Origin of the sequence: Bacillus sp. FSL W8-0920 (assembly GCF_038593215.1) — a bacterium.
GTDB classification, from domain to species: Bacteria; Bacillota; Bacilli; order Bacillales; family Bacillaceae; genus Bacillus; species Bacillus pumilus.
The window spans coordinates 1,524,306-1,538,009 of record NZ_CP151974.1 but is presented as its reverse complement, the minus strand read 5'-3'; the positions used below and the strand labels follow the sequence as shown (position 1 = coordinate 1,538,009).

General features: G+C 43.4%; 15 protein-coding genes and 1 riboswitch. Of the genes, 1 reads left to right on the top strand and 14 read right to left on the bottom strand.

The window, feature by feature from the left end:
• Positions 1-74: 74 nt before the first annotated feature.
• From rpoZ to NSS78_RS07605, 5 genes are all read right to left on the bottom strand, one after another.
• Positions 75-278 carry a DNA-directed RNA polymerase subunit omega gene (gene rpoZ / locus NSS78_RS07625; RefSeq protein WP_050945069.1) on the bottom strand — a complete coding sequence of 68 codons (204 nt, stop codon included), beginning with the start codon at positions 276-278 and terminating at the stop codon, positions 75-77.
• Positions 279-281: 3 nt separating this feature from the next.
• Positions 282-896 (bottom strand): guanylate kinase, encoded by a 615-nt coding sequence (gmk, locus tag NSS78_RS07620; RefSeq protein ID WP_212045853.1) that lies wholly within the window; start codon positions 894-896, stop codon positions 282-284.
• A gap of 9 nt (positions 897-905) precedes the next feature.
• Positions 906-1,175 carry an extracellular matrix/biofilm regulator RemA gene (remA, locus tag NSS78_RS07615; RefSeq protein ID WP_008344898.1) on the bottom strand — a complete coding sequence of 90 codons (270 nt, stop codon included), beginning with the start codon at positions 1,173-1,175 and terminating at the stop codon, positions 906-908.
• Positions 1,176-1,251: 76 nt separating this feature from the next.
• On the bottom strand, positions 1,252-2,127 hold the full coding sequence (locus NSS78_RS07610; protein WP_003211878.1) for a YicC/YloC family endoribonuclease: 876 nt from the start codon (positions 2,125-2,127) through the stop codon (positions 1,252-1,254).
• An 83-nt stretch (positions 2,128-2,210) separates the two neighbouring features.
• Positions 2,211-4,886, bottom strand: a complete 2,676-nt coding sequence (locus NSS78_RS07605; RefSeq protein ID WP_251191283.1) for a calcium-translocating P-type ATPase, SERCA-type — start codon at positions 4,884-4,886, stop codon at positions 2,211-2,213.
• Positions 4,887-5,050: 164 nt separating this feature from the next.
• Between NSS78_RS07605 and NSS78_RS07600 the strand changes: the two genes are divergently transcribed.
• A complete protein-coding gene (locus NSS78_RS07600) occupies positions 5,051-6,760 on the top strand; it encodes an NFACT RNA binding domain-containing protein (RefSeq protein ID WP_327840655.1) in 1,710 nt (569 codons plus the stop codon).
• 30 nt (positions 6,761-6,790) lie between these two features.
• Here the strand turns inward: NSS78_RS07600 and NSS78_RS07595 are convergent, their stop codons facing one another.
• The 9 genes from NSS78_RS07595 to pyrE all read right to left on the bottom strand — a co-directional run bounded on the left by NSS78_RS07595 (position 6,791) and on the right by pyrE (position 13,702).
• Positions 6,791-7,294 (bottom strand): NAD(P)-dependent oxidoreductase, encoded by a 504-nt coding sequence (locus tag NSS78_RS07595; RefSeq protein ID WP_212045850.1) that lies wholly within the window; start codon positions 7,292-7,294, stop codon positions 6,791-6,793.
• On the bottom strand, positions 7,275-8,060 hold the full coding sequence (locus NSS78_RS07590; RefSeq protein ID WP_327840651.1) for a sirohydrochlorin chelatase: 786 nt from the start codon (positions 8,058-8,060) through the stop codon (positions 7,275-7,277). The genes NSS78_RS07595 and NSS78_RS07590 overlap by 20 nt, the downstream gene beginning before the upstream one ends.
• Before the next feature lie 74 nt (positions 8,061-8,134).
• Positions 8,135-8,890 carry a uroporphyrinogen-III C-methyltransferase gene (gene cobA / locus NSS78_RS07585; RefSeq protein ID WP_327840649.1) on the bottom strand — a complete coding sequence of 252 codons (756 nt, stop codon included), beginning with the start codon at positions 8,888-8,890 and terminating at the stop codon, positions 8,135-8,137.
• A gap of 29 nt (positions 8,891-8,919) precedes the next feature.
• Positions 8,920-9,513 carry an adenylyl-sulfate kinase gene (gene cysC, locus NSS78_RS07580; protein ID WP_003212173.1) on the bottom strand — a complete coding sequence of 198 codons (594 nt, stop codon included), beginning with the start codon at positions 9,511-9,513 and terminating at the stop codon, positions 8,920-8,922.
• Between the two features lie 14 nt (positions 9,514-9,527).
• The gene (sat, locus tag NSS78_RS07575) at positions 9,528-10,664 is read right to left on the bottom strand and encodes a sulfate adenylyltransferase (protein ID WP_050945075.1); all 1,137 of its coding nucleotides are present in this window, start codon (positions 10,662-10,664) and stop codon (positions 9,528-9,530) included.
• 57 nt (positions 10,665-10,721) lie between these two features.
• Complete coding sequence (locus NSS78_RS07570) at positions 10,722-11,786, bottom strand: inorganic phosphate transporter (RefSeq protein WP_003211192.1); 1,065 nt, start codon at positions 11,784-11,786, stop codon at positions 10,722-10,724.
• 13 nt (positions 11,787-11,799) lie between these two features.
• Complete coding sequence (locus NSS78_RS07565) at positions 11,800-12,501, bottom strand: phosphoadenylyl-sulfate reductase (RefSeq protein ID WP_003211029.1); 702 nt, start codon at positions 12,499-12,501, stop codon at positions 11,800-11,802.
• Entirely contained in the window at positions 12,488-12,679 is a 192-nt protein-coding gene (locus NSS78_RS07560; RefSeq protein WP_003211143.1) for a DUF2292 domain-containing protein, read from the bottom strand. Before NSS78_RS07560 ends, NSS78_RS07565 begins: the two co-directional genes overlap by 14 nt.
• Positions 12,680-12,747: 68 nt before the next feature.
• A riboswitch (SAM riboswitch) is annotated at positions 12,748-12,850 on the bottom strand.
• A gap of 213 nt (positions 12,851-13,063) precedes the next feature.
• A complete protein-coding gene (gene pyrE, locus NSS78_RS07555) occupies positions 13,064-13,702 on the bottom strand; it encodes an orotate phosphoribosyltransferase (RefSeq protein WP_044141967.1) in 639 nt (212 codons plus the stop codon).
• Positions 13,703-13,704 lie beyond the last annotated feature (2 nt).

Here is a 13,704-nt window from a genome sequence, read left to right as displayed (position 1 = left end):
ATTCAAAAAAGTCAAAACCAATCATAGTTTTGACTTTTTTGAACGTATCGTATCTGCATAGCAGAAGCGATGTGTTATACTTGATCCTCTTTTTCAAATGTCAAAAGACCGGCATCGATTTCTTCAAGTGCTTTACCTACAAATTTGTAAGATTTCGTATTTTCGATTTGCTGATCTTGGTGGATCTGCATTTCACGTGCACGGCGTGCAGATACTGTCACAAGTGTGTATTTTGAATCAAGTTTGTTCATCAATGAGTCAATTGAAGGATCTAACATAGTTTATTCTACCCCCAGCATTTTTTTATATCTTGGTGCGACTCTGTCTCTGCGCAGGTGTTCTGCAAGGACGATCGCTTTGATTCTTTCACAAGCAAGCTCGACATCATCGTTTTCCACGACATAGTCGTAAGCATCCATCATTTCAATCTCTTCTTTTGCAGCAGCCATTCGATTTCGAATGAGCTCCTCAGACTCTGTACCACGTGTAATGATGCGGTTCTGAAGTTCTGAAAGACTAGGCGGTGCAAGGAAAATAAAAAGACCTTCTGGGAATGCTTCTCTTACTTGAAGTGCACCTTGCACTTCGATTTCAAGGAAAACATCTTTTCCTTCGCTTAATGTCTGTTCTACATAGTCAACAGGCGTGCCGTAGTAATTCCCGACATACTCTGCCCATTCTAACAGCTTTTTGTTTTCAATCATATGTTCAAATTCTTCCCTGGATTTAAAGAAATAATCGACACCATTTCTTTCACCTTCACGCGGTTTACGTGTTGTCACAGAAATTGAGTATTCAAATCTCGTATCTTCCTGGGAGAAAATGGCTTGTCTGACCGTTCCTTTTCCAACTCCCGAAGGTCCAGAGAGAACGATTAAAAGTCCTCTTTCTTTCATAATGGCGTATTACCCCTGCCCTTCATCTATGATTTCTTCTTTTACAGAAAGTCTTTGCGCGACAGTCTCAGGCTGAACGGCAGATAAGATGACATGGTCACTGTCCATAATGACAACAGCACGGGTTCTTCTTCCGTATGTAGCATCTATGAGCATGCCTCGATCTCTTGCGTCTTGTATCATTCGTTTAATCGGTGCTGATTCCGGACTGACGATCGAAATCATCCGATTCGCTGAAATGATGTTTCCAAATCCGATATTGATCAACTTTATGGTCATCTTCTAACGTCCCCCTGTATTATAAACGTCTCTAGTCTCGCCGAAAGAGACGTACTGTAAACAGCATACACAATGACTATTCTATATTCTGCACTTGTTCTTTTATTTTTTCAATAGCACTTTTCATTTCAACCACCAGCTTAGTTAAATGATGATGGTTCGCTTTTGAGCCAATGGTGTTCACTTCACGGTTGAGCTCCTGTACAAGAAAATCAAGTTTTCTGCCAGCAGCACCGCCTTGCATCAAGATTTGCTGGAATTGCTGAAAGTGACTTTTCAATCTCGTAATCTCTTCTGTAATGTCACAGCGGTCAGCAAAGATCGCAGCCTCTGTTGTCAATCTGCTTTCGTCAAGCGCCTCTCCGATCCATTCTTGCAATCGCTGATTGAGCCTGTCTTTATACTGACTCACAACCTCTGGTGCAAAGACTTTGATTTCTTCTGTATAGGCCTCTAATTCAGAAAGCCTCAGCTCACAGTCTTTTTGAAGTGATGTTCCCTCCTGCTCTCTCATGAAGCAAAGCTCCTTGACAGCCGTTTCACAAGCTTCCATCAGCAATTGCTCTAATTGCTCATTTCGGCTAGCCGATTCTTCTACTTGAACGGCATGCTCCAGCCCCAGTAAGTCATGTGCATGCTGAATGCCTGAAATGTGATAGCGTTTCTCGAGATCTTTTGCGGCTTTCATGTATTCATCAAGCAGCGGCCAGTCGATCTGCAAGGACCGGCTTGCTAGTTTACCGCCTTCAATCGTAACAAACAGCTCAATTCTACCGCGCTGCACGTGACGAAGAATGATTTTTTTTAATGTGTCTTCGAAATATAAAAGCGGCCTCGGCAAACGGGCATGAACCTCTTTAAAACGGTGATTGACCGATTTTAGCTCAACTGACACTGTCAGTTCTCCATCCGTTTTACTCGCTTGGCCGAATCCCGTCATACTGCGTATCATGTCAAAACACCCAATTCTTTCATATTAATAAAATGAAAAAGGTAATAGCAGACACTATTACCTCAAAATTATACCATAACGAATTATTTTTTTCTTGTCAAAAGTGATCCTGCCAGTAAAAAAGTTGGCAGTGCAGACATACCGATGATCAGCAGCCAATCAATTGGTGCAATCGCCACCGTTTTGAAAATCGGCTGAAGCGGCGGATAATAAATGACCACAAACATCAGTAAAAGTGATGACAAAACCGCACCGATTAAGTAGAGATTCCCGAATGGATTGCGTTCAAAGATGGATCGTTCACTGCGGCAGTCAAATACATGAATGAGCTGCGCCAACACAAGCGTACTAAATGCAACAGTCTGTGCATATGGCAGGTTGTTTGGATCACGGTGATACACAAACATAAATGCTAAAAGGGTCGCAAGTCCAATGAGGAACCCTCTAGATACAACCTTCCAGCCGAGCCCTCTAGCAAAAATCCCCTCTTTCATATTCCTCGGCTTCCTTTTCATGACATCGCCTTCTGGCTTATCCATACCAAGCGCCATCGCCGGGAGACCATCTGTGACGAGGTTGACCCATAAAATTTGAATAGGAACGAGAGGAAGCGGAAGCGCTAGAAGCATCGCAAACAGCATAACCAAAATTTCTCCCACATTTGATGCGAGCAAATAGCGAACAAACTTACGAATGTTTTCATAAATATTTCGGCCTTCTTTAATGGCCGATTTAATGGTCGCAAAGTTGTCATCAAGTAAAATAAGAGAGGACGCTTCCTTGGCTACGTCTGTTCCAGTGATGCCCATGGAGATACCGATATCTGCTTGCTTAATTGCAGGCGCATCATTGACCCCGTCACCTGTCATCGCTACAATATGTCCATTTTTTTGATAGGCCTTCACAATTCTCAGCTTATGCTCCGGTGATACCCGTGCAAAGACGTATACATTTTCAGCCGTTTGCTCAAGCTCTTTGTCACTCAGCTGATCCAGCGCTTTTCCGTCGAGCACCTTTCCTTGCTTTGGTAAAAGGCTCAAGTCTTTTGCGATCGCTTTGGCTGTTTCCACGTGATCCCCTGTAATCATGACTGTTTTTATGCCCGCATCCCTGCACTCTTTAATCGCTCGTCTCACTTCAGGACGAGGCGGGTCGATCATGCCCTCTAGTCCGATAAAAGTTAAATCAGTTTCAGCCTGCTGGACAGTGGTGATTGTTTCGGTCAGACCAACTTTTTTATACGCAATGGCAATCGTTCTCAGCGCCTGTCTTGCTAAACCTTGAATCGCAGCCTCTGTTTCTTGCCTGTGAGTGGTTGAAAATGAAGCTGTGCGTCCGCCGTGCATGATATGGCTTGAACGGTTCATCAGGACATCCGGCGCACCTTTTGCAATGACGTACCGCTCTTTTTGATTTGTTTCGACGACGACTGACATCATCTTTCTTTCTGAATCAAAAGGAAACTCTTCTACCACGTGAAATCCTGCTTCGATGAATTGCTCTGTAAAACCCGCTTTACGTGCTGCGGTGAGAAGTGCACCCTCTGTCGGATCACCATCAAGCCTCATTTCGCCATCTTTTTCAACGATGGTCGATGTATTACAAAGCGCCCCATATAATAACACCTTTTGCAGGCTTGGATGTTTGTCTACATGGACAAGTTCTCCGTTCAAGGTGAAATCACCAGATGGCTCATAGCCCGTACCAGAAATATTCCACGTTTTGCCCTCTGCCCATACATGGGTCACAGTCATTTTATTTTGCGTCATGGTTCCTGTTTTATCTGAGCAAATGATCGACGCGCAGCCAAGAGTCTCCACCGCTGGGAGCTTTCTGACAATCGATTTTTGTTTGATCATCCGCTGCACTCCTAAGGAAAGTGCGACGGTAACAATTGCCGGCAGGCCTTCGGGAATGGCAGCAACCGCAAGTGATACTCCCGCCAGGAACATATGATACAAATCATGTCCTTGCACAACGCCAAGAACCACAACGAGCACCGTTAAAAATAAAGCAGCCACAATGAGGATTTTCCCCAGCTGTTCGAGACGTCTTTGCAGTGGTGTTTCCATATTCCCTGCAGCATCCAGCATACCGGCAATTTGTCCCATCGCTGTATTCATTCCTGTACCAATGACAACGCCCACGCCGCTTCCTCTAGTGACAAGCGTCCCCATAAAGGCCATGTTCGTCAAATCTCCAAGCGAGACATGATTGCTAGAAAGCGGACTTGCGTGTTTGACTGCTGGGATGGATTCGCCAGTGAGAGCAGACTCCTCGATTTCCAGACTCTTTGTTTCTAGTAATCTAATATCTGCCCCAATCCGGTCTCCGCTTGAAAATTTCACAATATCCCCTGGCACGAGATGTTTAGACGGGATCTTGATCCATTCATGATTTCTCCTTGCATACACATGTGGGGTTGATAATTCCTTTAGTGCTTGAAGGGATTTTTCCGCCCGGCGTTCTTGATAAAAGCCGAGCACTCCATTAATCAGAACAATCGCTACAATGGCTACTGCATCAATGTATTCGCCTAGAAAAGCAGAAATGATCGTTGCTGCAAGCAAGATTAACACCATAAAGTCTTTAAATTGCGCTAAAAAAATGATCAGAGCTGACGCCTTTTTCCCTTCTTGCAATTCATTTGGCCCGTGTTTTTCAAGCCGTTTTTGTACATCTTTTTCTGACAGTCCGTCACCTATCGATGTATTCATTGTTTTTAATAAATCGGTTTGGTTCAGTTCATGCCAATTCATTTGACCTCGTCCACTCCTCTTTTGTTCTCTCTCATATGCAGTGTTCTATAAGCCAGTTTATTCAGACTCGTCCTAAATCATGCTATAATAATAAGACTGCCTAAAGAACGAGAAATGGAAGGTTCTTTCAGTAGATTTGTGTGAAAGAAGAGGGTGTATCCAACATGTCATTTGACGGCATTTTTACATATGGTATGACAAATGAATTGCAAGAGACATTAACTGGTGGAAGAATTTCAAAAATTCATCAGCCATATAAGCACGAGTTGATTTTTCATATCCGGGCAAACGGAAAGAATCATAAGCTCCTTTTATCCGCTCATCCGAGCTATGCTAGAGTGCAGCTCACAGAGCAGCAATATGACAATCCAAGCGAACCTCCAATGTTTTGTATGCTCCTTAGAAAGCATCTTGAGGGCGGATTTATTGAGCGTTTTGAACAAATTGGATTTGACCGGGTGATCGTACTTCATGTACGAAGCCGCAATGAAATTGGCGACGAACAGACGCGAAAGCTCTACATTGAAATCATGGGAAGGCATAGTAATTTGATTCTTGTCGAAGATGACACGCAGCAGATCATCGATGGCTTGAAGCATCTTTCTCCATCTGTGAACAGCTATCGAACAGTGCTTCCTGGGCACGAATACCTTCTGCCGCCTGCGCAGCAAAAATTAAATCCGTTTGCAGTAACGAAGGACGATATTTTAAAGCATTTACGCTTTCAAGAAGGAATGATCACAAAGCAAATTGTCGATACATTCTCTGGGGTTTCTCCGCTGTTTGCAAAGGAAGCTGTACACAGGGCCGGTCTTGCCAATCAGGAAACAATTCCAAATACACTAGTCGACATGTTCCAGCTGATTCGCATGCATTCCTTTACCCCGCAGCTGACAAGAAAAGATGGGAAGGAGTATTTCTATTTATTAGAACTACAGCATGTCCAAGGCGAGATGAAGACATTCGACTCTCTCAGCCAGCTGCTTGACCGCTTTTATTTCGGCAAAGCTGAAAGAGACAGAGTGAAACAACAAGCTTCTGACCTTGAACGGTTTGTCGTAAATGAAAAAAAGAAAAATGAAAACAAGCTCAAAAAACTAATCAGAACCCTTGAAGAATCTCAAAATGCCCATAAATACCAGCTCTATGGCGAATTGCTAACAGCCAATATCTATGCCATCAAAAAAGGGGATAAAGAAGCGACTGTCATCAATTATTATGATGAAGATGGCGGAGAGATCACAATACCGCTCAAAACAAACAAAACCCCTTCTGAAAATGCGCAAGCATATTTCACAAAATATCAAAAGGCAAAAAATGCAGTAGAAGCGGTCAATGAGCAAATTGAGCGGACACATAAAGAGATTGCTTATTTTGATGAGTTGATTCAGCAGCTGTCCTCTGCCTCACCGAAGGATTTAGAGGAAATGAGAGAAGAGCTTGTTGAAGGGAAATATTTACGCGCCAAACAAAAGCGCAACGCCAAAAAGAAAAAAGCGGCGGCCATTCAGCTTGAAACGTATGAATCGTCTCAAGGGATTCCGATATTAGTCGGAAAAAACAACAAACAAAACGAGTATTTAACCACAAAGGCGGCTGCCCGTGACGATATTTGGCTGCACACGAAAGATATTCCTGGATCACATGTCGTCATCCGTCATCAAACGCCTGACGAACAGACGCTGCTTGAAGCGGCTCAAATCGCTGCCTACTTCTCGAAGGCAAAGGAGTCGAGCTCCGTTCCTGTCGATTACACGAAAATCCGGCATGTGAAAAAACCAAATGGAGCCAAGCCCGGATTTGTGACGTATGATCAACAGCAAACATTATTTGTCACGCCTGACGAAGATGTGGTTCTTAAGCTGCGAAAATAATAAAAGCCGATAAAATCCTTTCAAGAGATTTTATCGGCTTTTTCTTTGTTGTTTTTTTCTTTCGATATAGAGAGCATCAAGTGCATCTACATCCTCTTGTTCAAGCAATGTCTCAATTTCCGCAGCCAGCTGTTTTGTCCGGGCTGGGCTTGCACCGCTTGTAGAGACTGAAATCGTCACTTTCCCTGCTTTGACCACCTTTGGCACGATCACATTGCCAAGCTCTGATTGGCTCACACAATTCACAAGCTGGTGAGGCCGTGCTGTTTGTGCAATCCATTCATTTACTGCCGGATCATTTGTAGCAGCGACAATGAAAAAAGCATCCTCTACATCTTGAGCTTCCACTTTCTTTTCTTTCCAATTCAGGTTGTATGTATCAATGAGACGCGCCATCTCTTTAGAAATATCAGGACTCACGATGGTGATATGGCAAGGCTCTATGCATAGCACCTCTGCCCTTCTTGCGGCTATTTTTCCACCGCCGGCGATGAGCACTTGTTGATTGGTTAAATCAAGATGGACTGGAAGCATGGCTTTCTCCTTGGAAATGAAACACATCGTCTTTGTTTAAAATGGTTTCTTGCACGCGTTCAATATAAGCTGCTTTTACATGCGGATGAAAGCCAATATACCGGCATACCCGGACAGCTTTCAGCCTCTCTCTCGCCTGAGCCGCTTCGCTTTCAATCTCTTTCATTAAAATACCCGTAAACAACAAGTAAGGAACGAGATAAACAGGCGCATCATCATCTGCTGTTAATTGCGCAAGAACATCTCGGTAATTTGGCTCACATGCTGTAATAAAACATGGCAAGACCTCAGCAAAAGAAAGCAGGCGCCGGACATCGTCCGCAATGCCAAACACATCTCGCTTCACATCTGGATCAGAGCTTCCGCGGCCAATTAAAAGAATACGTGCTTCCCCGCCTTGATATCCTGCTTCTTCAATTCTTGCAGCAACTGCTTTTGTCACTTCTTGATTGACCCCAATTGGTTTCCCGTATGTGACCTTCACTTGCGGGTATCGTTTTTGAACTTTCTCAATCTCAACTGGAATATCCGATTTAGCATGCATAGCAGTTAAAAGGAGGAGCGGGACGATCGCAATGTGTGTAGCTCCTTTTTTCACACAGGCTTCAAAGCCTTCCTCTATAGAAGGGGCTGTTAGTTCTAAAAAACAAATTTCTTGTATATCGGCTTCTACTAATGGCATACAGCTTTTCATAAAAGAAATGGCTTTATCTTGTGCTTCTTTTACCCTGCTTCCATGCCCAACATAAAGTACAGCTTGTTTCATGCGGCTCCTCCCTCTCACTTGTATTATTCAGACGAAAAGACACGATCAATGTACGTGTCTTGTCTTTATCAATCTCATTTCTCAATAAGGGCAGGTTCAAACCAGTTCAGCTTTTGGTGAAAATGAACGACATCTCCAACAACTATTAAGCTTGGATGCTCGATGCCTTCTTTTTCAACGGTTTCAGACAGTGTCTTAACAGTGCAGCAAGTCGTCTTTTGCCTTGTCGTGGTTCCCCAGTGTATAAACGCTGCTGGCGTTTCTGGATCACGTCCATTTTTTATAAGAAGCTGCTGCACTCTTTCTACGTTTTTGACGCCCATGTAAATCACAAGGGTATCAATCCCTGTAGCCAGTGCCTCCCACTTTTCTTCAAAATGCTCATCCTTTTGATAGTGACCCGTGACAAACGCAACATTCGAGCTGAATTCACGGTGCGTCACGGGAATGCCTGCATAAGCAGCTGCTGCAATACCAGAGGTAATCCCCGGGACAACTTCATATGGAATTCCGTGCTCAGCTAAGCATTCGATTTCTTCACCGCCGCGGCCAAATACAAAGGGGTCGCCGCCTTTCAGACGGACGACAACATTCCCTTCCTTTGCATGGGTCACAAGGGCTTCATTGATGGCTTCCTGTCTCATCGTATGATGATTCGGGAGCTTGCCGCAATAGATTAATTCCGCCTCGGGTTTGGCGTGGGCGAGTATTTCTTGATTGACAAGACGATCATATAAAATGACATCTGCCTGCTGTATTGCCTTAAGGGCTTTTAATGTAATTAAGTCTGGATCCCCAGGTCCAGCCCCCACAATGTATACTTTCCCCATCGTGCTTTTCTCCCCCTGCCATCAGGCGATTATTTCGCTTTTCCCTTTACATAATCAACAAGACGCTGTTTGGACTCTTCACGCGATAATTCACCTGTATCTAGAACAAGCTCAGGTGCAGCTGGCTCTTCATACGGCGAATCAATCCCGGTAAAAAATGGAATTTCGCCATTTCTAGCTTTTTTATATAACCCCTTTGGGTCACGCTCTTCGCATACGTTCAGATCACATTTCACAAACACTTCGTGAAATTCTCCCGCTTCAACTAACTGTCTGACAATGCGGCGGTCTTCTTGAAATGGAGAAATAAAAGCCGTGATGACAATCGTTCCTTGCTCAACAAATAATTTCGCCACTTCTCCGATACGTCGGATGTTCTCTTTTCTGTCATCATCTGAAAACCCTAAATCTTTATTCAGACCATGCCGCACATTATCGCCATCAAGAACAGTGACTTGATAACCTTGTTCAAACAGCTCTCTAGCCGCTGCATTTGCAATTGTAGATTTACCTGATCCACTTAGACCTGTGAGCCAAATAATGCCGCTTTTATGATTGTTTTTCTGTTGATATTCTTTTTTTGTAATAGATGAATCATGCCACACGATATGTTCGTTGCTCATGTCATACCCTCCCATTAAGATACCGTCGTTTTTAATCCTTCGATTAATGTTTCAATGACTTCTTTTCGGCTGAACGTGCTTGGCGGTAATTCTCCGTTTCTCAGCATCGTTCGAACCTTTGTACCTGAAAGAATGACATGCTCGCTTTTATCGTGAGGACATGTTTTTGGTGTTGCCATTGCTTCACATGTATTACAGTAGAAGCTATGTTCAAATTTTAACGGGGTAATGCCAATTTCTTCGCTTGTAAATTGTTCAAATAACTCCTGCGCCTCGTATGTGCCGTAATAATCACCAACACCTGCATGATCTCTTCCCACAATAAAGTGAGTACAGCCGTAATTTTTACGAACAAGCGCGTGAAAGATTGCTTCCTTTGGTCCAGCATAACGCATTGCCGCAGGAAAAACACCTAAAAAGACGCGATCCTTTGGGTAATAACCGTTCAATAACACTTGATAGCTTTTCATTCTCACGTCTGCCGGAATATCGTCTGATTTTGTTTCACCGACAAGTGGATTTAAAAACAAACCATCGACGGTTTCAAGTGCTGTCTTTTGAATATATTCATGGGCACGGTGAACAGGGTTTCTCGTTTGGAAACCAACAATCGTTTTCCAGCCGTTCTCTTTAAAATGACGTCTTGTTTCTTCCGGCTCATACGTAAATTGAGGGAATGGTTTTTCGCTTCGTTTCGTCAGTGTAATTTTACCACCAATGTACGTATCACCGCGTTCAAATAATTTTTTCACGCCTGGATGATTGCGGTCATCAGTTTTATACACATTCACCGCTTCTTTTTCCTTATCTGGTGTGTATTGATCCTCTACTTCAATCACGCCATATACAGTTCCATTATACGATAGACGCACAATCTCGCCTCGATGGATTTCCGCTGCCTTTTCCTTTGTCACTGGCAGTGTAATAGGAAGAGACCAAACGACACCACTTGCTAGCCGCATACTGCTCACAACCGCTTCATAATCAGCTTTTGTTAAAAACCCTTCAATTGGACTATACCCGCCAATTGCTATGAGCTCAAGGTCTGCAAAAGAGATAGCATCTAGTTCAATTTCCTTTGCAGCCGTGCTGAGGTCATACTCTTCATTTACTCGATTAATTAATACGCCACCATGTGGTGTTAAACTCATTTGTTCATCTTCCTCTCAATGTTCATATTTATTAGATGTAAATAGTCGGATTTGTCGTTAAATCCCGCCGCCCTGTTCATGAATCGAGCTGCTTTCATTTTTGACTGCCTTCATCAGACTTAGCGCACCAAGTGAGGCAAGCAGTACACTCATCATGATAAAGATAGAGTAATAGTCCCCTTTTAAGAAAAGACTCACCAGCAAATACGATAGACTAAGTGATAAAAAGGGTGATACTACCCACACTTTCAGCATTTTTTTCACCACATGTTTATGAAAAATATTAGGTCCACCTTTTGCCATGCCAAGTCCAATGATAGACGAGGAGGTGATTTGGGTAAGTGGAACTGGCAGCCCAAAAATAGAGCTGACGATGACAAGTCCAGCACCGGTACCGGAAAGCAATATCCCTTCGCCCGTTTGATAGCGGGTAATCTTCTTTCCATTTGTTTCTAGTACTCTTCTGCCAAGCAAGAGGGCTCCAATGGCGACGAAGATTCCGCCGTAAAGTGTTCCTTGCCCAACTGACAAAACGCCCGCGGCAACAAGTGGACCGACTGCATTTGCCACATTGTTCATACCTGCTGAAAATGCTTCTAAAAACCCACTAAGGATTAAAACAATGGATAAAATGACTGTTCCTTTTTTAGACAGCTTACGTTTAGGGAACATTCTGATGATTTTGACTACAACAAAGGTAAAAAGAAAGGCGACAAGCGGAATGATAACCCAAAATGCCACAATGACTAAAATGGATTTCACATACAATACTTTATATGCGACCGCGACACCAACTACAGCTCCTACTGTCACCTCACTCGTTGATAAAGGGATGGCCATCAGATTCGCTATAAAGAGTGATAATGCAGCAGAACCAATAATAATACAAACAATTTCAAGTGTAATGACGGATTCAGGCATAATTCCAGAGCTAATCGTTTTGACAACCTCACCACCGCCAATAACTGAACCTGCTAAAATCCCAACTGCACATACACTGAGTGCATAGATCGGCTTTCGAATCGCACCTGATCCGTACGCGATACCCATCGAAGCTGCTGCACCACTCGCGCCAATGTTTAGAGCGAAAAATAAACTAAATAAAATTGCGGCAATTTCCATACACTATGCTCCCTTACTCATGTAATCCGCACTCAGTCTTAGCTGTGCCTGACCATCTGCCAGACCGCAGATCCTCGGCAGTAAATGCTGGCTGTGTACACGGGGCACACCCGATACTTGGATATCCCTGATCATGTAGCGGATTATAAGTAAGTTCCTCTCTAGATGCATATCTCCATATGTCCTTCCACGTCCAGTGGATAAGCGGACATACTTTCACTGATTTGAATTTTTCATCCTTATTTAAAAAGTTCGTCCCTGCTCGCTTAGGAGACTGCTCTCTCCTTAAGCCAGAAAGCCATGCCGGATAGCCAGATAGCGCTTCTTGCAAAGGAATGACCTTACGCATATGACAGCAGCTTTGAGGATCTGTTTTCCATAGTTGATCACCATGCTGCTCGTTTTGCTCCTCAACCGTCAGCTCAGGGGTTTTCAGCACAATATCTAAACCCGGGTATCTTTCCTTTACCGCATCAATTGTGTCGTACGTTTCCTTAAAATGCAGACCTGTATCTAAAAAGACAATTCTTGCATCCTTTTTTACCTTCGCAATCAAATCAATGAGGACGATGCCTTCAATACCAAAACTGCATGCATAAACGAGCTGATCACCATAATGACCGTATGCCCATTTCAGCACAGATAAGGCCCCTTTATACAAATCATCTTCTTGAAATGTAATGGACGGCTCTTGCCAATTTTCATAAGTTAACATTGTTTCTCCCCTTCCGGAGTATCACTACTCTCCGCACTACGTCAACTGAATTTTTTCTGTCTTCTTCCACTTGGATCACTTGACCGTCCTGAACAATCAGTGTAACTAAACTGAATTCATATCCCCAATCAGTTTCTGCATAGGCTTCAATTAAGTCTTCATCCTGCTTTTGCTTCACTTCCCCCTCACCGTTAAAATAAAAAAACTTCCTTTCAGTCCGAAAGAAAGATGAGGAAGCTCACGATTTCCTTATCTTTCAAAATAGAATCATTTTGCAGGAAGTAGCACCTTGCAAATCGCAGGTTGCCGGGCTTCATCGGGCCAGTCCCTCCACCTCTCTGGATAAGTGTTTTAATTTGTCTTAAATATTAACACAATTCAAACAAAAGTCAACCCGACTTTATTGATAGGATTAGTTTTTATTTAAATTTGAGTCTATTTTACTATTTTTAACCAAATAAAAAAGCTGTGCGGGTATGCGCAGCTTCATATTGTATTCAGCGTGATAGAAAACCTTTGCAGTCCTGACAAAGAATGCGAGGGTTTGTCTACACGAAGCTATTTAGACGGTTTCTTCCATCCAAGATTCAGAGGAAGGATCTTGTCTCCAGCGTTTCAATTTATTCATAGCAGAAGGCTCAATCGCTTTCAGCTCAAGTGCCACGTCTGTCAGGGTGTCATAGTCTGTTAGGGTGACATATGGAATGTTTTTCTCTTGGAATGCTGCCGCAGCTTTTGGCAGACCGTATGTGAAGATCGCGGCAACGCCTAGTACGTCACAGCCCGCTTCTTGAAGAGCAGCGACCACTTCAAGCACACTGCCTCCTGTTGAAATCAGATCTTCTACGACGACCACCTTTTGGCCCTTTGATACGGCACCTTCAATTTGATTTCCTTTTCCATGTGCTTTTGGCTTACTTCTGACATAACACATCGGGACGTTTAGACGATCTGCTGCTAATGCCGCATGCGGGATGCCTGCTGTTGCAGTACCAGCAATCACCTCCGCTCCCTCAAAATGAGTGAGAATCAACTCTTTAAGACCTTCAGCAATGTCGTGTCTAACTTCTGGATAGGACAAGGTGAGACGGTTGTCACAATAGATCGGTGATTTGATACCGCTTGCCCATGTAAACGGTTCGTCTGGTTTCAATGAGACCGCTTTGATTTGTAATAGGTGTTTAGCGATTTTTGTTTTCATCT

Excerpts from the sequence above, each read along its gene's own strand:
- NSS78_RS07600 (WP_327840655.1), top strand. The coding sequence starts at position 5,051 with ATGTCATTTGACGGCATTTTTACATATGGTATGACAAATGAATTGCAA.
- NSS78_RS07595 (WP_212045850.1), bottom strand. The coding sequence starts at position 7,294 with ATGCTTCCAGTCCATCTTGATTTAACCAATCAACAAGTGCTCATCGCC.
- pyrE (WP_044141967.1), bottom strand. The coding sequence starts at position 13,702 with ATGAAAACAAAAATCGCTAAACACCTATTACAAATCAAAGCGGTCTCA.
- cobA (WP_327840649.1), bottom strand. The coding sequence starts at position 8,890 with ATGGGGAAAGTATACATTGTGGGGGCTGGACCTGGGGATCCAGACTTA.
- NSS78_RS07605 (WP_251191283.1), bottom strand. The coding sequence starts at position 4,886 with ATGAATTGGCATGAACTGAACCAAACCGATTTATTAAAAACAATGAAT.
- sat (WP_050945075.1), bottom strand. The coding sequence starts at position 10,664 with ATGAGTTTAACACCACATGGTGGCGTATTAATTAATCGAGTAAATGAA.
- NSS78_RS07565 (WP_003211029.1), bottom strand. The coding sequence starts at position 12,501 with ATGTTAACTTATGAAAATTGGCAAGAGCCGTCCATTACATTTCAAGAA.
- NSS78_RS07570 (WP_003211192.1), bottom strand. The coding sequence starts at position 11,786 with ATGGAAATTGCCGCAATTTTATTTAGTTTATTTTTCGCTCTAAACATT.
- NSS78_RS07590 (WP_327840651.1), bottom strand. The coding sequence starts at position 8,060 with ATGAAACAAGCTGTACTTTATGTTGGGCATGGAAGCAGGGTAAAAGAA.
- gmk (WP_212045853.1), bottom strand. The coding sequence starts at position 896 with ATGAAAGAAAGAGGACTTTTAATCGTTCTCTCTGGACCTTCGGGAGTT.
- cysC (WP_003212173.1), bottom strand. The coding sequence starts at position 9,513 with ATGAGCAACGAACATATCGTGTGGCATGATTCATCTATTACAAAAAAA.
- remA (WP_008344898.1), bottom strand. The coding sequence starts at position 1,175 with ATGACCATAAAGTTGATCAATATCGGATTTGGAAACATCATTTCAGCG.
- rpoZ (WP_050945069.1), bottom strand. The coding sequence starts at position 278 with ATGTTAGATCCTTCAATTGACTCATTGATGAACAAACTTGATTCAAAA.
- NSS78_RS07610 (WP_003211878.1), bottom strand. The coding sequence starts at position 2,127 with ATGATACGCAGTATGACGGGATTCGGCCAAGCGAGTAAAACGGATGGA.